This is a genomic window from Roseobacter ponti (assembly GCF_012932215.1).
GTDB lineage: Bacteria > Pseudomonadota > Alphaproteobacteria > Rhodobacterales > Rhodobacteraceae > Roseobacter > Roseobacter ponti.
Map to the genome: position 1 here is coordinate 2,790,333 of NZ_CP048788.1, position 21,811 is coordinate 2,812,143.

20 protein-coding genes are annotated in these 21,811 nt (G+C 61.7%); 9 read left to right on the top strand and 11 right to left on the bottom strand.

Features of this window, described 5'->3' with window-relative positions; genetic code table 11:
* Positions 1-67: 67 nt before the first annotated feature.
* Positions 68-1,768, bottom strand: coding sequence for an NAD(P)H-dependent oxidoreductase subunit E (locus G3256_RS13160; protein ID WP_169641255.1), 1,701 nt, complete (start codon positions 1,766-1,768; stop codon positions 68-70).
* 218 nt (positions 1,769-1,986) lie between these two features.
* Between G3256_RS13160 and G3256_RS13165 the strand changes: the two genes are divergently transcribed.
* Entirely contained in the window at positions 1,987-3,057 is a 1,071-nt protein-coding gene (locus tag G3256_RS13165) for an alkane 1-monooxygenase (RefSeq protein WP_169641256.1), read from the top strand.
* 9 nt (positions 3,058-3,066) lie between these two features.
* A complete protein-coding gene (locus tag G3256_RS13170; RefSeq protein ID WP_169641257.1) occupies positions 3,067-3,474 on the top strand; it encodes a hypothetical protein in 408 nt (135 codons plus the stop codon).
* 3 nt (positions 3,475-3,477) lie between these two features.
* Here the strand turns inward: G3256_RS13170 and xseA are convergent, their stop codons facing one another.
* A complete protein-coding gene (gene xseA / locus G3256_RS13175) occupies positions 3,478-5,037 on the bottom strand; it encodes an exodeoxyribonuclease VII large subunit (protein ID WP_169641258.1) in 1,560 nt (519 codons plus the stop codon).
* An 81-nt stretch (positions 5,038-5,118) separates the two neighbouring features.
* Here xseA and purD point away from each other — a divergent pair, with 81 nt between their 5' ends.
* Positions 5,119-6,381 (top strand): phosphoribosylamine--glycine ligase, encoded by a 1,263-nt coding sequence (gene purD / locus G3256_RS13180; RefSeq protein WP_169641259.1) that lies wholly within the window; start codon positions 5,119-5,121, stop codon positions 6,379-6,381.
* Between the two features lie 20 nt (positions 6,382-6,401).
* Here the strand turns inward: purD and G3256_RS13185 are convergent, their stop codons facing one another.
* Positions 6,402-7,148 carry an FG-GAP repeat domain-containing protein gene (locus G3256_RS13185; protein ID WP_169641260.1) on the bottom strand — a complete coding sequence of 249 codons (747 nt, stop codon included), beginning with the start codon at positions 7,146-7,148 and terminating at the stop codon, positions 6,402-6,404.
* Complete coding sequence (locus G3256_RS13190) at positions 7,148-7,471, bottom strand: 2Fe-2S iron-sulfur cluster-binding protein (RefSeq protein WP_169641261.1); 324 nt, start codon at positions 7,469-7,471, stop codon at positions 7,148-7,150. The genes G3256_RS13185 and G3256_RS13190 overlap by 1 nt, the downstream gene beginning before the upstream one ends.
* A gap of 124 nt (positions 7,472-7,595) precedes the next feature.
* Between G3256_RS13190 and G3256_RS13195 the strand changes: the two genes are divergently transcribed.
* Positions 7,596-7,976: an OB-fold nucleic acid binding domain-containing protein gene (locus tag G3256_RS13195; RefSeq protein WP_169642441.1), complete on the top strand. Its 381-nt coding sequence runs from the start codon at positions 7,596-7,598 to the stop codon at positions 7,974-7,976.
* Between the two features lie 57 nt (positions 7,977-8,033).
* On the opposite strand, the gene G3256_RS13200 is transcribed toward G3256_RS13195, so the two are convergent.
* The 6 genes from G3256_RS13200 to rpiA all read right to left on the bottom strand — a co-directional run bounded on the left by G3256_RS13200 (position 8,034) and on the right by rpiA (position 14,393).
* The gene (locus G3256_RS13200; protein WP_169641262.1) at positions 8,034-9,497 is read right to left on the bottom strand and encodes a DegQ family serine endoprotease; all 1,464 of its coding nucleotides are present in this window, start codon (positions 9,495-9,497) and stop codon (positions 8,034-8,036) included.
* Positions 9,498-9,697: 200 nt separating this feature from the next.
* Complete coding sequence (locus tag G3256_RS13205; protein WP_169641263.1) at positions 9,698-9,895, bottom strand: DUF2065 domain-containing protein; 198 nt, start codon at positions 9,893-9,895, stop codon at positions 9,698-9,700.
* Entirely contained in the window at positions 9,892-10,791 is a 900-nt protein-coding gene (hflC, locus tag G3256_RS13210; RefSeq protein ID WP_169641264.1) for a protease modulator HflC, read from the bottom strand. The genes G3256_RS13205 and hflC overlap by 4 nt, the downstream gene beginning before the upstream one ends.
* Entirely contained in the window at positions 10,791-11,945 is a 1,155-nt protein-coding gene (gene hflK, locus G3256_RS13215) for an FtsH protease activity modulator HflK (protein WP_169641265.1), read from the bottom strand. The genes hflC and hflK overlap by 1 nt, the downstream gene beginning before the upstream one ends.
* Positions 11,946-12,018: 73 nt before the next feature.
* Complete coding sequence (locus G3256_RS13220; protein ID WP_169641266.1) at positions 12,019-13,491, bottom strand: FAD-dependent oxidoreductase; 1,473 nt, start codon at positions 13,489-13,491, stop codon at positions 12,019-12,021.
* Between the two features lie 113 nt (positions 13,492-13,604).
* The gene (gene rpiA / locus G3256_RS13225) at positions 13,605-14,393 is read right to left on the bottom strand and encodes a ribose-5-phosphate isomerase RpiA (protein ID WP_169641267.1); all 789 of its coding nucleotides are present in this window, start codon (positions 14,391-14,393) and stop codon (positions 13,605-13,607) included.
* A gap of 308 nt (positions 14,394-14,701) precedes the next feature.
* On the opposite strand from rpiA, the gene G3256_RS13230 reads away from it, so the two are divergent.
* The 4 genes from G3256_RS13230 (at position 14,702) to G3256_RS13245 (ending at position 18,632) form a co-directional block, all read left to right on the top strand.
* A complete protein-coding gene (locus tag G3256_RS13230; protein ID WP_169641268.1) occupies positions 14,702-15,418 on the top strand; it encodes a VPLPA-CTERM sorting domain-containing protein in 717 nt (238 codons plus the stop codon).
* A 159-nt stretch (positions 15,419-15,577) separates the two neighbouring features.
* On the top strand, positions 15,578-16,267 hold the full coding sequence (locus G3256_RS13235; protein ID WP_169641269.1) for a glutathione S-transferase family protein: 690 nt from the start codon (positions 15,578-15,580) through the stop codon (positions 16,265-16,267).
* Positions 16,268-16,270: 3 nt separating this feature from the next.
* Complete coding sequence (locus tag G3256_RS13240) at positions 16,271-17,644, top strand: L-serine ammonia-lyase (RefSeq protein ID WP_169641270.1); 1,374 nt, start codon at positions 16,271-16,273, stop codon at positions 17,642-17,644.
* 82 nt (positions 17,645-17,726) lie between these two features.
* Positions 17,727-18,632 (top strand): DMT family transporter, encoded by a 906-nt coding sequence (locus G3256_RS13245; protein ID WP_169641271.1) that lies wholly within the window; start codon positions 17,727-17,729, stop codon positions 18,630-18,632.
* On the opposite strand, the gene G3256_RS13250 is transcribed toward G3256_RS13245, so the two are convergent.
* Positions 18,559-19,281 (bottom strand): thiamine diphosphokinase, encoded by a 723-nt coding sequence (locus tag G3256_RS13250; RefSeq protein WP_169641272.1) that lies wholly within the window; start codon positions 19,279-19,281, stop codon positions 18,559-18,561. The genes G3256_RS13245 and G3256_RS13250 overlap by 74 nt on opposite strands.
* Positions 19,282-19,417: 136 nt before the next feature.
* Between G3256_RS13250 and G3256_RS13255 the strand changes: the two genes are divergently transcribed.
* A complete protein-coding gene (locus G3256_RS13255) occupies positions 19,418-21,754 on the top strand; it encodes a hypothetical protein (RefSeq protein ID WP_169641273.1) in 2,337 nt (778 codons plus the stop codon).
* Positions 21,755-21,811 lie beyond the last annotated feature (57 nt).

The window sequence follows — 21,811 nt, forward strand, 5'->3', positions numbered from 1 at the left end:
CCCGATACCTTAAAGCTTCTCCCCGTCTAAGGGGATTTCAGCCGGAACGGAAGGGCCGCAGGGCCGTTCAGATCTCGTCGGGGAAGTGTTTCATCACATGCCGGATCGGGTTTGGCGCGGCCTGCCCCAGACCGCAGATCGAAGCATCGACCATCGCGGTGCTGAGCTCTTCGAGCAGCCCCTGATCCCAGTGTTCCGCCTGCATCAGCTTGACCGCTTTTTCGCAACCCACCCGACAGGGCGTGCACTGGCCACAGCTCTCGTCCTCAAAGAACCGCAGCATATTCAGCGCGGCATCGCGCGCCCTGTCTTTGTCCGACAAAATTACTACGGCAGCCGAGCCGATGAATGATCCCAGCGGCTGCAGCGTATCGAAATCCAGCGGCACGTCGGCCATGCTGGCCGGCAGGATGCCGGAGGATGGCCCGCCCGGCTGATAGGCACGGAATGTATGGCCATCGCGCATGCCACCTGCGGCATCAATGATGTCCGTGATCGTCGATCCGGCGGGCAGCTGGTAAACACCAGGTGCGGCCACGCGGCCCGAAACCGAGTAACTGCGCATTCCTTTGCGGCCGTTTTTTTCCACTGAAGAGAGAATCTCAGGACCCTCACGACAGACCCGCGCCACCCAGTGCAGAGTTTCAACGTTGTGCACCAGCGTCGGGCGCCCGAAAACGCCGACCTGTGCCACGTAAGGAGGGCGGTGACGCGGCATCCCGCGTTTGCCCTCGATGCTCTCAATCATCGCGGACTCTTCGCCACAGATATACGCGCCGGCACCGCGGCGCAGATCGATGAAACCGGGCTTCACGATGCCGGCCTCTTCCAGCGCACGGATCTCGCGGGCGAGGATCTCAAGCACGGCAGGGTATTCGTCGCGCATATAGATGAAGGCCGTTTCCGCCTCGACCGCCCAGGCAGCAATCAGCATGCCTTCGAGAAAGAGATGTGGCACCCGCTCAAGATAGTAACGGTCTTTGAACGTGCCGGGCTCGCCCTCGTCCCCGTTCACGGCCAGATACCGCGGGCCGGAAGCGGCGCGCACAAAGCCCCATTTTTTCCCCGACGGGAAACCCGCACCGCCCAGGCCGCGCAGGCCGGACGCCAGCACCTTGTCCTGTACGGCTTCCCAGTCGCCGCCTGCCCGCAGGGATTTCAACGTCTCATAACCACCCGCGGCCGTGTAATCCGTGAAAGTCTCATACGCCGGGATAGTTGCATGTGTCGCATCCGCCCTGATGGCAGCGCGGACCTTTTCAGGCGTGGCGTGATCGATGTGGGCGTGGCCCAGTTCCAGCACGGGTGCGGTATCGCAGCGGCCCATGCAGGGCGCGCGCAGCACACGGACCTCTGCCGGGTCCAGCCCCTCCTCAAGCGCTGCTTTGAGCGTCTGCGCCCCCGCCAGTTCGCAGGAAAGCGAATCGCAGACCCGGATGGTCAGCGCGGGCGGCGGGGTCTCGCCCTCTTTAACCACGTCGAAATGGGCGTAAAACGTAGCAACCTCATAGACTTCGGCCATCGACAGGCGCATCTCTTCTGCCAGTGCGCGCAGATGCGCAGCGGACAGATGGCCGTGTGCATCCTGGATCAGGTGCAGAAATTCAATCAGCAGATCGCGCCGGCGCGGCCGGTCACCCAGCAGAGCGCGGACCTCATTCCAGGCGTCGTCCTGCAACTGCCGGCCTTTGGTGTGGCGGCGGCCTTTGCCAGCCCCCGATTTCCACACGCCCCTGCGGTCGGATTTATCAGAATTATCCAGTGCCATCACGTTTCTCCGGCTCTTTGCGCGGCCTGCGCGGCCGTGTTGTATTTCGCGTACTGATCACAGAGTAACAGCCCTGCGACGCCCTGAATAACCGCAATCGGGGGAGCCCGGACAGTCAGAAACGACAATCCCGTGTCCTATCCGAAACTTCCAGCATTAACCGCGACATCGCAGCACGCTTGGAGGTGGGCTGCGAAAGAGGTAAACAAAGGGTTAATATGACACGCTTTGCGCCCTCCGCTGTCTTCATGCTGGCCAGCCTCCTGCCCGGGGCCTGCCTGCTGGCGGGCGCCTTTCTGGGCGGCGTGTGGAGTGCGGCGGGACTTATCACGATGACACTTGTGGTCTTTTTATGCGACCGCGCGAGCTTTGCCGCGCGCGCGGGCCCCGGACTGGCCAAAGTGCAGCCCCTGCTGATCGCGGGCCTGCATTTCACGATACTTCCTGCCGTTCTGCTGGCCATCGGCATGCCGGGGCATCTGAGCGGTGCTGAAACAGTTTTACTGCTGCTGGGTGCGGGGCTTTTTTTCGGGCAGGTGTCAAATGCCTGTGCGCATGAACTCATCCACAGGCAGAGCCGCGCGGCGCGCCGCCTCGGTGCTGCAATCTATGTGTCTCTGCTCAACGGACAGCATGTTTCGGCGCATCTGCTGGTGCATCATGTACATGCCGGGACGGACAAAGACCCTAACTCAGCGCCGCTCGGCCAGAGCTTCTGGCAGTTCGCCGCCCGCGCATCGGTGACGGAATTTGCCGCCGGCTGGCGCGCCGAAACCGCGAGGCAGCGCCCCGGACAGCTGCACCCCTATGCGATCTGGCTGGGCGGTGCTGCCTTTACACTTGTCACGGCCGGGCTGCTGGCCGGAGTTGCCGGCATTGCCGCACTGATCGCGATGAGCGTTTACGCGCAACTGCAGCTCCTGCTGTCCGATTATCTGCAGCACTATGGCCTGCGCCGTCGCAGGGTGGCAGGCGGCCGCACCGAACCAATGGGACCACAGCACAGCTGGAACGCGCCGCAGCCCTGGTCTGCCGCCCTGATGCTGAACGCGCCGCTGCATTCGGATCACCACATGCACCCGGGCCGATCGTTCGATCAGCTGTACCTTGATCCGGATCGCGCGCCGGTCCTGCCACGGTCCGTGCCCGTCATGGGCGCGCTGGCCTTTGTGCCGCCGCTCTGGCGGCGCGTGATGGACCCCAGAGTACGCCGGCTGACCGGTGAAATGCCACGCAGTTCGGAACCCGACACCCGCCCTTCCGCTTCGACTGAAACATTAAGTATATGAGATACGATTATGAATTTATTTACTAAAGGCGTGATTTTTAGCCTCGCTGTTTCGCTTGCAGCGCCAGCTGTGGCAGAGGGGGTTCTGGATGGCGAAGCCTTCGATGCATACACCCGGGGAAAGACATTGTTTTACGGTCAGGATGGTGCTGCATACGGGGCCGAGCGGTATTTTGCAGACCGTCGCGTGCAGTGGACGTTTCTGGACGGAGAATGCAAAGAGGGCGAGTGGTATGAACAGGCTGGCCAGATCTGTTTTGTCTATGAAGATAATCCGGACCCGCAATGCTGGACTTTCCGCAAAAACGGCGACGGCCTGACTGCAGATTTCAAGAACGTACCCGGAATGACCGAGCTTTATGAGGCTTCGGATCTGGATGAAGAGATGATCTGCCTCGCGCCCAATCTCGGCGTCTGAGCCTCAGAAAAGCGACCCCTGCCCGGGCGCTTTTGGCTTGCGCGGGGCCTTGCGTGGTGCCGCACCACCTGATGTGCCCCGCTCCAGTATCACGCGACCGTCGGCAAACTGGATCTCCAGTCGCTGCGCTTTTTCTGCGACATTACTCCGTGTCACCACGGATCCTTCACTGCGGACAACGGCAAAGCCGCGCTCCAGTGTGGCCTCATATCCCAGCGTGCGGCGTAAACGCTCCGCGCCATCGATTTTGCGCTTCCAGGCTGCGATCTGCCGCTGCCCGGCGTCAGAGAGCCGTGCCGCCACATCCCTGAGCTGGCGTTCTTTACGGCTGTTCTCGCGGGCAAAAGCGTCAGGCCGAAAACGCCGGAGTTGTGTTGCGAGCCGGTCTTTTTTCACGGAAACGGTGCGCATCAGAGCCGGCTCCAGCCGGACGGCATGGTCTGCAAGGCGTTTGCGGTCAACCGCGACGGCACGGCGCAGCGTTGCCGGTCTCAGCGAGCCGCTGACATCCGCCAGGCGTACTTTGCGCCGCTGCACACCCGCCATCAGCGCAGGGCCGAGGCGCGCAGCACGGATATCGAGCCGCTGGCGCGGTGTTTCCAGCAGGCTGTCAGGGCGCGGCAGCGCACGGGCCAGATCACGCAGACGCTGCCCGCGTCGCGTCAGACCATTGCTCAGCGCCTGGCGCATGCGCGCGTCCTGCCCGTCGAGCCAGGCAATCAGCTCATGACGGACCGGAACAGCCAGTTCCGCTGCAGCCGTCGGCGTGGGCGCGCGATGGTCTGAGACGAAGTCGATCAGCGTGGTATCCGTTTCATGGCCCACCGCGGAAATCAGCGGGATTTCGGAAGCCGCAGCCGCCCGTGCGACGATTTCTTCATTAAAGCCCCACAGGTCCTCAACCGAGCCGCCGCCCCGTGCCACGATCAGCAGATCGGGCCGTGGCAGCGCGCCACCCGGGCTCATGGCGTTGAAACCTTCGATGGCCGCGGCAACTTCAGGGGCGCATTTCTCACCCTGAACGGCCACCGGCCAGATCAGCACTTTGCGCGGAAAACGGTCGCGCAGCCGGTGCAGAATATCGCGGATCACAGCACCCGACGGCGAGGTCACCACACCGATCACTTCGGGCAGATAGGGCAGCGGCTTTTTGCGCGCGGCATCAAAAAGACCTTCTGCCTCCAGCGCTTTGCGGCGTTTTTCCAACAGCGCCATCAGCGCGCCCATGCCCGCGGGTTTGATGTCTTCGATGATGATCTGGTACTTCGACTGACCGCCGAATGTCGTCACACGGCCCGTGGCGATGACTTCCATCCCCTCTTCGGGCGCGGTCTGCAGACGGGCCGCCACCCCTTTCCAGATCACGCCGGAGATCACCGCGCGGTCGTCCTTGAGGTCGAGATAGATGTGGCCTGAGCGGGGCCGCGACACGCGCCCCACCTCGCCTTTGATCCGCACATGCCCAAACTCGCCCTCGATCACCCGCTTGATCGCACCAGAAAGCTCGGTCACGGTGAATTCGGGGCTGTTGAGGCCTTCGTCGGGGCTGTCGATCAGGTCCATCTCTGCTCTGGTGTTGTTGTTTGCTCAGCCGCAGCTTAGAACGCCCGAAAACCAATTGCCATGCAGATCGGGAGCCCCGCTATGAACATTCTTATCCTTGGCAGTGGCGGGCGCGAACACGCTCTGGCCTGGGCGGTGATGCAGAACCCCAAATGCGACCGTCTGATCGTGGCGCCGGGCAATGCGGGGATTGCCGATATCGCCGACTGCGCAACGCTTGATATCGAAAACGGCAGCGCTGTGGTAAATTTCGCCGAAGAGAGTGCCATCGATTTTGTGATCATCGGCCCCGAGGCACCACTGGCCGCCGGCGTGGCCGACCGGCTGCGGGACGCGGGCATTCTGGTCTTCGGGCCGGGTGCGGCGGCCGCACGGCTTGAGGCGTCAAAGTCCTTCACCAAGGAGATCTGTGACGCGGCGGGCGCGCCGACGGCCGCCTGGGGCCACTTCACCGATGCAAAAGCTGCGCGTGACTATGTCCGCAAACAGGGTGCGCCGATTGTGATCAAGGCGGATGGGCTGGCGGCCGGCAAGGGCGTTATTATCGCACAAACCGCGGAAGAAGCAGACGCCGCGATTGACGATATGTTCGGCGGCGCCTTTGGCGACGCCGGTGCCGAGGTGGTGATTGAGGAGTTCATGGAGGGCGAAGAGGCATCTTTCTTTGTGCTCTGTGACGGCGAGACGGTGCTGCCCGTGGGCACGGCTCAGGACCACAAGCGCGTTGGTGACGGCGATACCGGGCCCAACACCGGCGGTATGGGGGCTTATTCGCCCGCACCGGTGATGACGGACGCGGTTATTGAAACCACCCTTGAGACGATTGTGCGTCCGACGATGGCGGAGATGACAGCGCGTGGTATGCCCTATCAGGGTGTCCTCTTTGTGGGGCTCATGATCAGGGACGGGGTGCCGCGGCTGGTGGAGTACAACGTCCGTTTCGGGGATCCGGAGTGCCAGGTACTTATGATGCGGCTTGGTGCTCAGGTGCTGGACCTGATGCATGCCACAGCAGAAGCGCGGCTTTCCCGGACGCGGGTAAACTGGGCGGAGGATCATGCGCTGACGGTGGTAATGGCCACGCGGGGCTATCCGGGCGCCTATGAAAAAGGCTCGGAGATCCGGGGCCTTGAGGCCCTGCCCGAGGACAGCCGCCGCATGGTTTTCCACGCCGGTACCGGGCGCACCGGGGGTAAGCTGGTCGCGCAGGGAGGTCGGGTTCTGGCCGTCACCTGCCGGGCCGAGAGCCTGAGTGCGGCGCGCGATGCAGCTTATGCCATGGTTGACGATGTGGACTGGCCGGAAGGCTTTTGCCGCAGCGATATCGGGTGGCGCGCCCTCTGAGACGGGCTGGTCTTTCCGGCTCAGTCTGCGCAGACCATTGCGCGGGCAAAAGCCGGGCGGCGGGTGTCGGTGCCGAGAGTACGGCCCGCTATACCTGCGCCGTCAAACCGGAGCGCCACAAGCTCTGACCAGTCTGCCGTGGCAAGGATCATCTCGGGGAAACCACCACACATGCGTATCCCACCTGCGATGTCGTGCTCTCCGATCCGGTGGTTGGTATAGCCCGCAAGCGAGGCTACCTCTGTCAGTGCGCTCTGCTCATATCGCCAGATGCGCAGGGTCTTTGCGAGATGCGGCCGGTCGATCCAGGCGATTTCCACAGTTCCGTCACCGTCCAGATCGGCCGCCCCCAAAGGAGCCAGCCAGCGAAACCGTGTGCCGATGAAGGGCGTCGCCGTGATCCGCCCGTCGCGGCCCCAGACGGCAAGCCGTGCGCCACGGGTCTGGCTGCTTTCCACCACGACGACTTCCGGTGCGCCATCGCCGTTCAGATCGTGCAACCGTGGCGCTGTATCCTCGAAAACCAGATCATCCGGCAGGCTCAGGCGACGTTCTGTTCCGTCTGAGAGCGTCAGCACCAGCGTGATGTACTCTACCGCATCGCCCAGCACCGCATGTGCATATCGGTCGGTCGGCCCCTCATAGCGGGCGGCGTTGATGGTAACACCGGCAAAGGCCGGTCCGTGCAACAGGCACAACGCCAGCAGCGCGCGGCGCAAAGGCGCTGCCAGCAGGCGCGACAGCAGACGCCGCGCCCTGCCCCGCATCAGATCTGTTTTTCCGGCATCTGAACGACCAGCCCGTCCAGCGCATCGGTCACCTTCAGCTGACAGGTCAGACGCGAGCGTGCAGGATCAGGCTCATAGGCGAAATCGAGCATGTCCTCTTCCATGTCTTCCTTGGCGGGCAGCTTCTCGACCCAGGCCGGGTCCACATAGACATGGCAGGTCGAACAGGCACAGGCCCCGCCGCAATCGGCCTCGATCCCGGGAATGTTATTGTCCCGCGCGCCTTCCATCACGGTCAGACCATTGGCGACATCCACCACATGCTCGGTGCCACCGTGTTCGATATAGGTAATCTTTGCCACGTCTCGGGGTCCCCTCTTGTTGTCTCAGCTTTCTCTACCGGGGGCATATAGGACGTGCCAGCCTCTTTTGCGACCCGGAAAAAAGATGTTTGCGACAGCCAGACTTTGTTCTATATTTGTTCTCATGTATGTTGTCCGTCCTCCTTCCGCGCCCCGCCCGTCAGAAAGTGCTGAGACCTGGCCGCGCCCGCCATCCTGTCTGGTGGCAGAGCGCCTGCACGCGCCGCCGCTGAATGCTCGGGTCACGGTGGCCGGGCTGGTTATCCTGCGCCAGCGCCCGGGCACCGCCAAAGGCGTGATCTTTATCACGCTTGAGGACGAGACCGGCGTGGTCAATGTGATCGTCTGGCGCCATATCTACGAACGTTTCCGGCGCGCCGTGGTCGCGGGCCGCATGCTGCGCGTCACCGGCCGCCTGCAGCGGGCACATTCGGTCACCCATGTGCTGGCCGAAGAGATTGAGGACATTTCCGCCATGCTCGACAGCCTCGTCACGGTGCCCTGAGCGCGCAGAAAAGGCGCCCCGCGAGAGGCGCCTTTTCCGGTTTTGTTCAGTAAGTGTTTACTCTGCGAGTGACAGCGCCACAAAGCGCGGATCACCGGCACGGCGCACAAGCAGCAGCAGCGATTTACGTCCTGCTTCCTGTGCCGCCTCGACACGCTCCTGAAGTTCTGCCACGGTGCCCACCTTCTGCTGGCCCGCTTCGGTGATCACGTCACCGGCGCGCAGGCCTTTTTCAAAGGCTTCGGACGCTTCATCCACGTCTGTCACAGCAAGGCCGCTCATGTCGGTTCCGATGCCGAGCTCTTCGCGCAGCTCATCCGTAAGCATCGTCAGCGTCAGGCCCAGCATTTCAGTTGCAACAGGCTCATCCTCTTCGTCTGGTGCCTGCGCCACGGCCGGCACAGCACCTTCCGCTTCCTCGCGACGGCCAAGCGTCACTTTGAGCACCTGAGATTTGCCTTCGCGCAGAACGGTGACACGCACCGTTTCGCCCACAGGGCTGTTGCCTACACGGCGCACAAGTCCGCGGGTGTCTGCCACTTCCTTGCCCGCAAAGCTGATGATCACATCACCGGCTTCCATGCCCGCTTCACGCGCAGGGCCTTCAGGTACATCCGTGACCAGAGCGCCGGCGGTGCTCTCCAGACCCATGGATTCGGCCAGATCATCGGTCAGATCCTGGATCCGTACACCCAGCCAGCCGCGGCGTGTTTCGCCGAACTCTTTGAGCTGGTCGATGACGCGGGTAACGACGTTTGAGGCCATCGAAAAGCCGATACCGATCGAGCCACCATTTGGCGACAGGATCGCTGTGTTCACGCCGATCACATCACCGTCCATGTTGAACAGCGGACCACCCGAGTTGCCGCGGTTAATCGCGGCGTCGGTCTGGATGTAATCGTCATAGGTGCCGCTGAGAGCACGGTTGCGCGCCGATACGATCCCCGCGGAAACAGAGAACCCCTGCCCCAGCGGGTTGCCCATCGCGATGACCCAGTCGCCCACGCGGGCCACATCGCTGTCACCGAAAGACACAAACGGCAGCGGAGCGTCGGCTTCCACTTTCAGCAGAGCGATATCGGTGTTGGGGTCAGTGCCGATCACTTCAGCTTTGAGTTCATCACCGTTGAAAAATTCGATAAGGATCTCATCGGCCCCTTCAATCACGTGGTTATTGGTGACCACGTAACCGTCTTCGGAAATCACAAAGCCCGATCCGAGTGCCGATGAGCGCCGCGGGCTGTCGCCGTCACCGCCACGGTCGCGGAAGAAATCCTCAAAGGGCGAACCTTCAGGCACGATTCCCTGCGGGCCGGTGGGCCGCGAGACAACTGTTGATGTTGTGATGTTGACCACGGACGGGCTGATTTTCTCCGCCAGCGGTGCAAGACTTGACTGCTGGGCCAGCGCGCTGAGCGGCTGGAACAGCATAAATACCAGCGTCAGAACCGCCAGCATGAGCACACGCATCTGCGTGGCATCGGAATTAATTTTTGACAAGGATACTGCCTTGGGCTGCATTCGTCGCCTCCTGACTCTCGTTTCAGATCCTTGAGATCTGTTTTGCACACTGCATGTGTGGTGACACACAGACTGCATGTAGGGTGACATCCGTGCAACATCCAAGATGGTTCGCGGTGTCAGAGTTTCAACAGTATGTTACCAAAGCGTGAAGAAACGGTGCGTTGATCAGAACATCGCCGGCAAAGGCATCAGAGCCTTCAGCCAGCACCCGTATTGACCGCGACCCAGACCAGGATCGCCCCGCTCACGACCACCAGCCAGCCGACCTGACGGACAGCACTTTCCGGCAGGCTGCGCAGCATCTCAAGCATACGCTCCACAAGCGAAGGGGCCAGCGCATAGGCCAGCCCCTCGACAATCATTACCAGCCCGAGGGCCAGCAGCACAGTGCTCACTGGCGCTCGCCTTCGTCTGACCGCGCACCCTGATCGGAGCGCAGATAGTTGAAGAACTCGCTGTCCGGAGACAGAACCATGCTGGAGTTGCTGCCTTTGAGCGAGCGCTCATAAGCGGTGAGCGAGCGGTAAAACTCAAAGAACTCCGGATCCGCACCAAACGCCTCGGCGAAGATCGCGTTCCGCTCCGCATCCGCCTGACCGCGGATGATGTCCGCTTCCCGCGTCGCATCCGAGGTCAGTTCGACCACAGTACGGTCGGCCAGGGCACGTACCCTCTGGGCCGCTTCCTCACCGCGGGCGATCTCGTCTGCGGCTTCCCGTTCCCGCTCGGCCCGCATCCGCGCAAAGGTCGCATCAAGGTTCTGCTCAGGCAGGTTGGTCTGTTTGAGACGCACGTCCACCACTTCGAGGCCCAGAGGCAGCGCGCGCTGGCGGGCCTGGGTTGTGATCCGTGCCATCAGTTCAGCACGGTCCGCGGAGAGGATGGTATTCGAGGTCACACCGTCCGAGCCGAGCACCGCCCGGATCGTCGGGTTAAGAATGCCCTCAAGCCGGTCTTCGGCGGCCCGCAGGCCCCCGACACCAACGGCCTGACGGAACTGAGTGACATCCGAAATCCGGTAGCGCGCGAAAGCATCTACCACAAGCCGGCGGTCATCAGAGGGCGTTACCTCGGTTACTTCTGTATCAAGCGCCAGAATCCGGTCGTCATAGCGTACGACTTCCTGGATGAGCGGGATTTTGAATGCCAGACCGGGGTCTTCTTTCACAGATTTGATCTGACCGAACTGCAGCACCAGCGCCTTTTCGCGCTCGTCCACGATAAAGACAGAACTCAGCAAGCCCACGACGACAATTACAGCAATCGGGATCAGAAATTTGGTCGCCTGCATCAGTTTGTACCTCCTGTGCTGCGTCGCAACTCATTGAGAGGCAGATAGGGAACGATGCCCTGTCCGCCGCCCGCACCGCCGCCACCGGCGCCGCTTTCGAGGATGATTTTGTCCACATCGCCAAGGACCCGCTCCATCGTCTCAAGATAGAGACGTTTACGGGTCACCTCGGGGGCTTTGGCGTATTCGGCCAGAACGGAGGTGAAGCGCGCTGCCTCACCTTCGGCTTCGTTGACCTGCTGGGCGCGGTAGGCTTCGGCCTGCTCAAGCTGGCTTGCAGCTTCACCACGCGCACCCGCGGTCACGCGGTTGGCATAGGCATCGGCCTGACGCTCAAGACGGTCACGTTCCTGCTCTGCCGCCTGAACTTCGCGGAAGCTGTCGATGACCTCACGCGGCGGGTCAGCCTTGTCGAGGTTAAGACGAATGATATTCACGCCGCTGTCATAGGCATCGAGCGTGCCCTGAATGAGCTGCTCGGCCTCATCTGCGATGACCTGACGGTCCCGGTTGAGAATGGGCGCCAGCTGGTTGCGGGCGATAACCTCGCGCATGGCCGATTCGGACACAGCCCGGATTGTCGCCTGCGGCTCTGCAAGGTTGAACAGATACAGAGCAGGGTCGCTGATGTTCCAGACAACCTGGAAATCGATGTCGATGATGTTCTCATCCGTGGTCAGCATCAGGCCGCTGTCGGTGCGCGCACCGATATCTTCGGTCTGTTCGCGCGTTACCGGGAGCACCTCTGCGGTGACCAGCGGCCAGGGCGCGAAGTTCAGACCCGGGTTGCCGGTCGAGGAATACTCTCCGAGAAAGAGTTCAACCGACTGCTCTTCGGGTGCTACGGTGTAAAAGCTGGCCATCAGCCAGGCACCGACCGCACCGATTGCAATGAGGCCGATCGTCCCGCGGGTAAAGGCAGGACCGTTGTCGCCGCCATCACCGCCTGAGCCGCCGTTGCCGCCCCTGCCGCCCATCAGAACACGCAGGCGCTCCTGACCCTTTTTGACCAGCTCGTCGATTTCCGGGATCTGCGGGCCTTCGCCACGCGGGCCACGCGGACCGCCGCCGCCTCCGCCACCCGAACCACCGTTCGGCCTGTCACCACCCGAATTGCCGCCGCCCCCCCAGGGGCCGCCATTATTGCCAGCCATTAAATCACTTTCCCTTCTGAACCGCGTCGCATGCGGATACTGCAAGCCATAGGTACGTTTTAACGCGCGGAATTCAAGCCGTCCGGACCGGGTTCCGCATTGTCACGATCTCTTCGGACATTGTGGGGTGTACCGCAACCGTCCTGTCGAAATCTTCTTTAGTCGCGCCCATTTTGACGGCGATCCCTGCCATCTGGATCAGTTCGCCGGCATTTGGTGCGACGATGTGACAGCCCAGAACACGGCGGGTCTCCACCGAAACGATCAGTTTCATCAGCACCCGGTCGGGCTGTCCGGCAAAGGCCGTCTGCATCGGACGGAACGATGTGCAGTAGATCTCGACCGGTTCGCGCTCACGGGCGTCTTCTTCGCTCAGTCCCACCGTGCCCATCTCGGGCTGGGTAAAGATCGCCGAGGGGATCAGCTCATGATCAACCGCCGTCGGGTTGCCTTTAAAGACCGTTTCGACAAAGGCCATGCCTTCACGGATCGCCACCGGCGTCAGGTTCACGCGGTTGGTCACGTCGCCGATGGCATAGATCGAGGGCACGGCTGTCTGGCTGAACTCATCAACCACGATTTCGCCCCTGCGGCCGGTTTTCACACCGACCTCGTTGAGGCCTATATCGTGCGTATTCGGATCCCGCCCGGTGGCAAAAAGCACCAGATCGAAAACCTTTTCCGATCCGTTGGTGGCTTTGACCCAGACAGGACCGGCGCCGGCGCCCTCTGCTTTGCGCTGAGACGCCGTTTCCGCGAGCTCTCTGGCCGTGCCGCCCATCGCCGCATCGGACTCGGTTGGCCCCTGGGTCAGTGTGTGGTCCACATCCGCCGGGCCCATTTCCAGGATATTGGTGCCCACATGCACGTCGATGCCTTTTTCACGCATGGATTCGGCGACCAGACCGCGTGCCTCTTCGTCAAAGCCCCGCAGGATCTGTGCACCCCGGTAGTATTGCGTCACCTCAACGCCCAGACCGTTCATGATGCCGGCGAACTCGCAGGCGATATAGCCGCCGCCCACGATCAGGATCGATTTCGGCAGTTCATCAAGGTGGAAGATATCATCTGAGACGATGCCCAGGTGCGCATTCACCAGATCAGGCCGCACAGGATGCCCGCCCGTAGCCACAAGGATATGTTTCGCGGTCTTTGTCCCACCGGTGCTGAGCGAGATCTCATGCGGTCCTATGATGCGGGCACGGGCGTCAAAGGTTTCGACACCGGAGCCTGCGAGCAGATTGCGATAGACCTGTTCCAGCCTGTCGAGCTCGTCATTGAGTTTGCCGCGAAAGGCAGGCCAGTCAAAGCTGCCCTGCTGCATGTCCCAGCCATAAGCGCCGGCTTCTGCGGTCACGCCGGCGTATTCGGAGGCGAAGACCATCAGCTTTTTGGGTACACAGCCGCGGATCACGCAGGTGCCGCCGTAGCGGTCTTCCTCTGCCAGCGCTACTTTCGCGCCCGCCTCGCCGGCGGCCACACGCGCCGCGCGCACCCCGCCCGAGCCGCCGCCGATCACAAAGAGATCATAGTCAAAGTCGCTCATAGTACCGGGCCTTTCTTAATCATGTCCTGCGGGCGGCACGTATGCTGCCGGATCATTTTACCACCGAACAGGATGCCTGAAAGCCCTCCTGCGCGATCACGGGCGCGTGCGCGTCAGTCGGTGAAGTCTGCGAAAATGTTTGCGCCCTCGGTCAGATCGATACGCTCGGTATCGACGGTGCCCTCGTTAATGTCGCGCAGTTCCACGCGCCCGTCGGCAAACCCCATGATGACCCGGTCGCAGATATCAATAAAGAGACCGTTTTCCACAACGCCGGGCATCTGATTGAGCACCAGTGCCAGCTGGCGGGCATTGCCGATGCGCCGCAGATGCAGATCGAGAATGTGATTGCCCTCGTCTGTGACGTAAGGAACTGCCCCGTTCATGCGCAGCGCTGTATCACGGCCCAGCACGTCCATCGACACCAGGGTCTCTTCGATCAGCGCCCGTGTCGTCTGCCAGCCGAACGGGATGACCTCAACGGGCAGCGGAAAGGCCCCCAGGGTTTCGACCTCTTTGCTCGCATCCGAGATGACGATCATCTGGTCCGACGCGGTCGCCACAATTTTCTCCTGCAGCAGTGCGCCGCCGCCGCCTTTGATCAGGTTCAGATCGCCGTCGAATTCGTCTGCCCCGTCAATCGTAAGGTCAAGCCAGCGCGCCTCATCAAGCGAGATCACCTCGATACCAACCTGACGGGCGAGTTCAGCCGTACGTGTCGACGTCGGCACGCCTTTGATGCGCAGCCCGTCATCGCGGACCATTTCTCCCAGACACCTGACCAGCCACGCCGCCGTCGAGCCCGTGCCCAGCCCGACCTTCATGCCGCTTTCCACAAACTGCGCGGCGCGCTTTGCAGAGATGAATTTGGCTTTGTCGATCGGTGAGAGGTCAGAGGACATGGGACAGGCTCCTGAAGGGACAGTCAGCGCCTTATAGAAAACAAGTGCGACAAGCGCGAGACCCGAATCGTTCTTTTGACCAGTCCGCGGATGGCTGAGGCCGCCACTACTTTTGCGGGAAATGCTCGGGCAACAGGTGGCCGGGAAGGTGCCATTGTTTCGGTTTGCCCGACAGTGCCGGATTGTGGCGAAAATAAGGCAGCGCCCGGCGGCAGTTACGGACGATGAACGGCAAAACCCCGGCCCGTATGCTATGGTCACACCGTTGAACTGTTATGTAACAAACACCTCAGAGAGGGGATTGAGTAATGCGTATAAAAGGTACAATTGCAGCCGCTGCGACGGCTGTTCTGATAAGCGCCAGCGGCCTGATGGCCGCAACGACCGGCATGTTTGAGGGCGAATACGATGTCTCAAATGCGGACAATGGCCAGCACGGCGTCTGGCTGAAGAACTTCATTACCGGGCATGGCGGTGCGTATAATTACTGGGGCGTCGAGCAGGGCCATCTTTCTTATCACGACGGCGAGGCCCGGCTGACAGCGACTGTTGAGAACCAGGGCGACAACTCTCTGCAGCTATATCTGGACATGGTGTTCATGACACGGCACGACTTTGCGGGTGCGCCAAAATGCGAATGGGGCGACGGATGCCCGCCCTCGGCCGCCGACTGGGAATACTTCTCGATCAGCAGCGGGACCCTTTCAGGTATCGGCAGTCTGTCGGGGCTTGAGCTGACGCTGAGCCAGTTCCCTGATCCGTCCTATGCCGATCACCCGCCGCAGCTCGGCGTTGGCGCAAACAGCAAGTCAAAAACCGAACTGGGTTTCGCGTCCTGGCTGGCCTGGTCCGGGCTCGATGCCTCAGGCAACCAGCTTTACGATTTCGACATGCACTCGCAGGTCTACAGCGGGCAGCATGGCGACATCAATATCGCGCTCGAAGCTGTACCCCTGCCTGCCGCAGGCTGGCTGCTGTTCGCCGCTGTTGGAGGACTTGCCGCCGCGGGCCGGCGCAAAAGCTGAGGCGAAGACTTTGGTTCAGAGCACAAAGCGCCCTCTCCGGAGGGCGTTTTTTTTTGCAACCGGTGCCATCCGGTGCGAATTTCACTGCGGTGAGCGTTTTTGGCCGCGCGGGGTCGTTTTTCGCAGGGCGCGGCACCGGATCCGGAGTATTGAGGCCCCATGACCACCGCGCTCATCCTGCATTATGCTCCTGACAATGCTTCCCTGCCCGTGCGGCTGGTGCTGGAGGAACTTCAGCTGCCGTTTGAAACAAGGCTTGTGGATCGCGCCACAGAAGCTCAGCGGACCCCGGCCTATCTGGCGCTGAACCCGGCGGGGCTCATTCCCGCGCTGGAAACACCTGACGGGGTGATCTTTGAAACCGCAGCGATCCTGTTGTGGCTGGCCGACCGCAGTGGCCAACTGGCGCCGATGCCCGACGGGCAGGCACGCGGTAGCTTTCTGAAGTGGTTGTTGTTTGCCTCGAACACACTGCATGCAGAGCTGCGGCGGCTCTTTTATGCCGGTAACTACATCGGCGATGACCCGGATGATCAGGAACACCTGAGGCATCACGCCCGCCGTGCGGTGCTGTCGCATCTGCGTCTGCTGGAGGATGCCCGCAGGCCGGACACACCGCTGAGCGTGCTCGATTTTTATCTGGCGGCAATGCTGCGCTGGTGCGCGCTGTATCCGCGAGGCACGGATCACAGCTGGTTTGATCTGAAAAGCTTTCCGCAGCTGCACCGGATGGCGGCGGCGCTCGAACTGCGCGACAGTGCGAAAGCCGCGCAACAGGCCGAAGGTCTGGGCACCACTCCGTTCACCGCGCCGCACCCGCCGCAGCCACCCGAAGGGACAGCGATCTGAGCCATGTTTCTTTCCGTATTCGATATGTTCAAAGTGGGGATCGGCCCGTCTTCCTCACACACCATGGGGCCGATGGTCGCCGCTGCACGCTTTCTGGAGATGATGCGCGCGTCACCCTTTGAGTTTCACGGGCTGCGCGCCTCACTGCACGGCAGTCTCGCCTTTACCGGCGTGGGGCACGCAACCGACCGCGCCGTTATTCTGGGACTGGCGGGGTTTGTGCCCGACACATACGACCGCGCAGAAGCCGACAGGGTGCTGGCGGAAATTGAGAACACCGGCACCATCCGCCCCGACGGCCTGCCGGAGCTGCAGTTTGCGCCCGCAAGCGATCTGATTTTTGATTATGATACGCAGCTGACGGGCCATGCGAACGGGATGATCCTGATGGCGACGGATGCGCAGGGCGATGTGACCCTGCGCGAGACCTTCTATTCTGTCGGGGGCGGTTTTGTGCTGACCGAAGCGGAACTGGCCGCCGGCAAGGACACAGACGAGGGCGCACCGGTGCCTTTTCCGTTCAAATCCGCCACTGAAATGCTCCGGATGTCATCGGCCTCGGGCAAAAGCATCGCGGCAATGAAACGCGCCAATGAGGAAACCCGCGTTGGTGCCGACGGTTTGCGGCGCGGCACGAAACGGCTCTGGGAGGTGATGGACGACTGCATCGCACGTGGCCTGACCAGCGACGGCATCCTGCCCGGCGGGCTCAGCGTGCGACGCCGTGCGAGCGGTATTTATGACAAGCTGCAGAGCGAGCGCGGTATGAACCTGACCGCGCCTCACACGATCAACGACTGGATGTGCGTATATGCCATGGCCGTCAATGAGGAGAATGCCGCCGGCGGCCAGGTCGTGACAGCACCCACCAATGGTGCGGCCGGGGTACTGCCGGCGACGCTGAAGTACTACCTTGAGCATGTTCCGGGCGCTTCCGAGGCGCATGTCGAGGATTTTCTGCTCACAGCCGCAGCAATCGGCGGGCTGGTCAAATACAACGCCTCAATCTCCGGCGCCGAGGCCGGGTGCCAGGCCGAGGTCGGTTCGGCGGCGGCGATGGCGGCGGCAGGGCTCTGTGCGGTGCTGGGTGGCACGCCTGGCCAGGTGGAAAACGCCGCCGAGATCGCACTTGAGCATCACCTCGGCATGACCTGTGACCCGGTCAAAGGGCTGGTGCAGGTGCCCTGCATCGAGCGCAACGGTCTGGGTGCGATCAAGGCTGTTTCCGCCGCCTCTCTGGCCCTGCGCGGCGACGGCACCCATCTGGTGCCGCTGGATGCCTGTATCGAGACCATGCGGCAGACCGGGCTGGATATGTCCGAGAAGTACAAAGAGACTTCCCTGGGTGGGCTGGCCGTCAATATACCCAATTGCTGATGATCCGGTCAGCACGCGACTAAATCCGGTCAACACTCAACCTTTCCTTGCACTGCACTTCCTCTGCCCCTAGCGTCATGTCATGAATTTAGACCGGCCTATGCTCGGGATCCTGCTCATGCTGGGGTTCTGCATTCTGGCGCCCGTAGGCGACGCGATTGCAAAGATCCTGAGTGAGACGGTACCCCTCGGACAACTTGTACTGGTGCGTTTCGCCATACAGGCGCTTATCCTTATTCCGCTGATCTGGTTTACCGACAGGCTCTGGCGCATGACGCCGCGCGTCTTCTGGCTGACGCTCCTGCGCACGGTGCTGCATATCGCAGGCATCGCCATGATGGTGACCGCGTTGCGCTATCTGCCGCTGGCCGATGCTGTCGCGATTGCCTTTGTCATGCCGTTTATCATGCTTCTGCTGGGTAAATACGCGTTGCAGGAAGAAGTGGGCGTGCGACGGATCACCGCCTGTGCTGTCGGCTTTGCCGGCACGCTGCTGGTGGTCCAGCCCAGCTTTGCGGAAGTCGGCTGGCCCGCACTTCTGCCCGTCGTCGTCGCGGTGAATTTTGCGTTTTTCATGCTGGTTACGCGCAAAATCGCGCGCGAGACGGACCCGATCAGCCTGCAGGCCGTCAGCGGTGTCATGGCAGTTGTTATGCTGCTGCCTTTGTTGCTGATCTTTCAGGGGACCGCCTGGACAGAGTTGCAGATCGTGAGCGTTTCAGCCTTTGACTGGACGCTGCTGCTGAGCATCGGCCTTCTCGGCACCGTGGCACACCTGCTGATGACCTGGTCGCTGCGTTATGCGCCCTCAACGACTCTGGCGCCGATGCAGTATCTGGAGATTCCATTTGCGACGATCCTCGGATTTCTTGTTTTCGGCGACTGGCCGGACCCCATGGCGGTTGTGGGGATCCTTATAACGATGGCGGCAGGTCTCTATGTCGTTCTGCGCGAGCGGGCCACCGCCCTTGCGCTGGCAGCTGAGTAAAAAGCGCCGCCACCGCCCCCAGAAATTCGCGCGGCAGCAGACAAAGCATTAAGGGCGCGTGCATTTCCAGTTCCAGATCTCCGGTGGCAAGATTTGACGTTCCTGCTCGTTTTCCCGGCTCAAAGCTGATCCCGGCGACCGGCCATTTCAGTCCCTGCGACCGTCCGGTGACCGGCCCCATCGGAAAGAGCGACACGCGGGTGCCGGCCTCCATCCGGAGCGACATCTGCGGTGGGCAGAGAAACACCACATCGCGTTCAGTCAGCAGAACCACCGGGCTGTCGCACCGCACCACCATGGTACTCAGGGCCGCGAGCTGATGATCGGTACGGCCGCCGGAAAACCCCACAGCGATAATCAGCGGAGCATTGATATTGCGCAGCGCCTTGTCGAAATCGGTGCTGTCCTGTTCGGTGACCGGGTGCCTGTTTTCAGGCGGGATTTGCGCAAGTCCAGCAGGTGAGATAGAGTCCATATCGCCGATAACGGCGACCGGAACGTAGCCAGCGCCAAGCGCCGCGTCAGCGCCGCCGTCAGCCGCCACGCAGACCGGTGCGAGATCGGTTGCTGCGGCCAGATCACCCGCTCCGACACTGCCACCACCGACCAGCGTCACCGGTAAATGGCTCTCTACAATGGTATTTTTCACCGAAGTTTAACGTCCCTGGTTGAGTAAGTCACAATGTCGCCACGAAATGATACGGAAATAATCACAGATTCGGGCCCCTTTGGCACCTGCCATCTTGGTAAATATCTTGTTGATAAAAGCAGAGGACGAGCATCCGATGATCAACAATAACAAGATCCTGACAGTTTCTTATGGAACATTTTCATGTACGCTGGAAGGTTTCGACGACAGTTTCGAAACGATGAAGGCCATTGCCGAGTATTTCCGGGATCTTGCGGCTGATGACCGCTATTTTGGAGCAGAACCGCCGCAGCCTGACGCCGATATGCTGGCCCGCATTGCCGGCCGCGAAATGTCGCGCAGGGTAGAAGCAAGCGAGCATGAAGGCCGCATCCTGCTCAAAGCGCATGAAGAAACCGCCCGGAGCGACGCGCCCGCCGCCGAACCCGCGCCGGTGCCGCCCGTCGCTGCATCCGCCGTGGCCTCTGAAACAGCCGGATCCGCGCCCTGGCAGGGTACGTATTCGCCAGCGCCGCAGCCACCGGAGGATCCCGCCCACCTTTCCGAGGCCGAGCCGGCGCAGCCCTTTGCCATCGACACGGCTCATTCCGCGCCCGTTGGTGCCGAAGCGCCGTCAGGCGCTGATGAGTTTTTTGCGGCCGGCATTCCGGTCCCTGCTGCCGGGACCACCCCGGCAGAAACCGGGTTTGAGGACGAAGTGGACACGCCGCCGGGCCCGGTCGCTGAGACCGCCAGAGCCCCCGGCGCAGACAGCATCACGGACCGGCTTGCCCGGATCCGCGCGGTCGTTTCCCGGCAGGTCGTCGTGACCGAAACCACCGGCATCTACGACGAAGAGGAGAGTGTGCCTGCTGCAGCCTCTGCCCCGAGCTTTGAAGCGATGGGTGTTCAGGACGACGCAGAGCTGCCTCAGGACGACGGGGTGGCGGTATCAGAGGACCCTTTGTCCGCAGTCGCGCGGGACATTGAATCCGCGCTGGATGCTGATGACCATTTACTCGAGCAGGCGGATTCTGAGGATGAAGCCGAAGAAGAGGATGACCTCAGCGCGGTTCTGAGCCGCATTGAAGCCGGCGCCACGGCAGAGAGTGACATGGCGGCCAGCGTTGACGCCTCCGATGACACCGAAGACGACAGCGCGCAGGGCGGGGAAGACCAGATCACCTTCAGCCCGCAGTTTTTTGAAACTGCCGAAGACGACGAGACAGACCAGAACGCTCTTTACGAGGACGACCCGGAGATGGTCGAAACCGACGCGGACGGGTTCGTCCCGGCGCCTGAGGAGATGATCAGTACGGGACGCAACGAAGATCTGATTCTCACGGAAGATGAACTTACCGAAGATGATCTGCCCGAACAGCCCGAAAATGACGACACACTGACCGCCGAAGACAGGGGTGCAGCAGAAGAACTTCACCAGGATGCTGAAGATCTGTCCGACGAGGACGATGAAGAGACGTTTGCATCAGAGCACCTGCCGGAAAACGCTTATCAGTGGGATGATACCGCTGACGACGCTCCGGATGCGGAGAATGTTTCCGACGCGGAAGAGCGGCAATCCTCAGGCGGCAGTGACGTCGACGATGAAGTTGAGGCGGGCGATCCTGCTGAAGAGCCGATTGCGGAAGATGAAGAGCCCGCCCTCACCGGTCGTGTGATGAAAGTCAGTGCCTCCGAGCTTGAAGATGCGTTGGAAACCGGTGAACTGGAAGAACTCAGTGAAGACGACAAAGCCGGCGACGAGGCCCGCGATCAATCCGACACGGACGCCCATGGCCACGCAGGGCGTGCCAACCTGCCTGACATCAGCGGTGTCAGCGGTGATGATGTGACCCGGCTGATGGCTGAGGCCGACCAGCAGATGGAAGAACCCGAAGGGGCAACGCGGCGCAGTGCCTTTGCCCATCTGCGCGCTGCCGTCGCCGCTCGCTTTGCCGATAAAACAATGGGTTCCGATGCAGAAGCTGAAGAAACCGCAGAAGCCTACCGCAGTGATCTTGCCGAGGTTGTGCGTCCAAGACGCCCTGTCAGCGATGGCATCGGCACGAACCGACCGACAGATAAAAGCACTGCGCCCCTGAAACTGGTCGCGGAACAGCGGGTCGATACTGATGATGCGCGCGGCCCGGTTGCCCCGCGCCGGATCGCCGCCACAGTGCATGAAGATGAAGAGCTCTCAGAGGACACCGGCTTTGCCGCCTTTGCCTCCGAAATGGGTGCCACTTCGTTGCCGGATCTGCTGGAAGCGGCAGCCGCCTATATGTCATTTGTCGAAGGGCAGGAGGATTTCTCGCGCCCACAGCTGATGACCCGTGTGCGCCAGGCCTCAGAAGGCTCGGAGTTCACCCGAGAAGACGGTCTGCGCAGCTTTGGTCAGCTTCTGCGGTCGGGCAAGATCGAGAAAATGAAGGGCGGACGTTTTGCGGCCTCAGAAGACATTGGCTTTAAACCGGATGCCCGAGCCGCCGGCTGACATACCGCCGGTCAGGCAAAGACATGCCGCGGCGTGGAATGAGCCGGCCCCGGGGGT

Excerpts from the sequence above, each read along its gene's own strand:
- G3256_RS13160 (WP_169641255.1), bottom strand. The coding sequence starts at position 1,768 with ATGGCACTGGATAATTCTGATAAATCCGACCGCAGGGGCGTGTGGAAA.
- G3256_RS13165 (WP_169641256.1), top strand. The coding sequence starts at position 1,987 with ATGACACGCTTTGCGCCCTCCGCTGTCTTCATGCTGGCCAGCCTCCTG.
- G3256_RS13170 (WP_169641257.1), top strand. The coding sequence starts at position 3,067 with ATGAATTTATTTACTAAAGGCGTGATTTTTAGCCTCGCTGTTTCGCTT.
- xseA (WP_169641258.1), bottom strand. The coding sequence starts at position 5,037 with ATGGACCTGATCGACAGCCCCGACGAAGGCCTCAACAGCCCCGAATTC.
- purD (WP_169641259.1), top strand. The coding sequence starts at position 5,119 with ATGAACATTCTTATCCTTGGCAGTGGCGGGCGCGAACACGCTCTGGCC.
- G3256_RS13185 (WP_169641260.1), bottom strand. The coding sequence starts at position 7,148 with ATGCGGGGCAGGGCGCGGCGTCTGCTGTCGCGCCTGCTGGCAGCGCCT.
- G3256_RS13195 (WP_169642441.1), top strand. The coding sequence starts at position 7,596 with ATGTATGTTGTCCGTCCTCCTTCCGCGCCCCGCCCGTCAGAAAGTGCT.
- G3256_RS13200 (WP_169641262.1), bottom strand. The coding sequence starts at position 9,497 with ATGCAGCCCAAGGCAGTATCCTTGTCAAAAATTAATTCCGATGCCACG.
- hflC (WP_169641264.1), bottom strand. The coding sequence starts at position 10,791 with ATGCAGGCGACCAAATTTCTGATCCCGATTGCTGTAATTGTCGTCGTG.
- hflK (WP_169641265.1), bottom strand. The coding sequence starts at position 11,945 with ATGGCTGGCAATAATGGCGGCCCCTGGGGGGGCGGCGGCAATTCGGGT.
- G3256_RS13220 (WP_169641266.1), bottom strand. The coding sequence starts at position 13,491 with ATGAGCGACTTTGACTATGATCTCTTTGTGATCGGCGGCGGCTCGGGC.
- rpiA (WP_169641267.1), bottom strand. The coding sequence starts at position 14,393 with ATGTCCTCTGACCTCTCACCGATCGACAAAGCCAAATTCATCTCTGCA.
- G3256_RS13230 (WP_169641268.1), top strand. The coding sequence starts at position 14,702 with ATGCGTATAAAAGGTACAATTGCAGCCGCTGCGACGGCTGTTCTGATA.
- G3256_RS13235 (WP_169641269.1), top strand. The coding sequence starts at position 15,578 with ATGACCACCGCGCTCATCCTGCATTATGCTCCTGACAATGCTTCCCTG.
- G3256_RS13240 (WP_169641270.1), top strand. The coding sequence starts at position 16,271 with ATGTTTCTTTCCGTATTCGATATGTTCAAAGTGGGGATCGGCCCGTCT.
- G3256_RS13245 (WP_169641271.1), top strand. The coding sequence starts at position 17,727 with ATGAATTTAGACCGGCCTATGCTCGGGATCCTGCTCATGCTGGGGTTC.
- G3256_RS13255 (WP_169641273.1), top strand. The coding sequence starts at position 19,418 with ATGATCAACAATAACAAGATCCTGACAGTTTCTTATGGAACATTTTCA.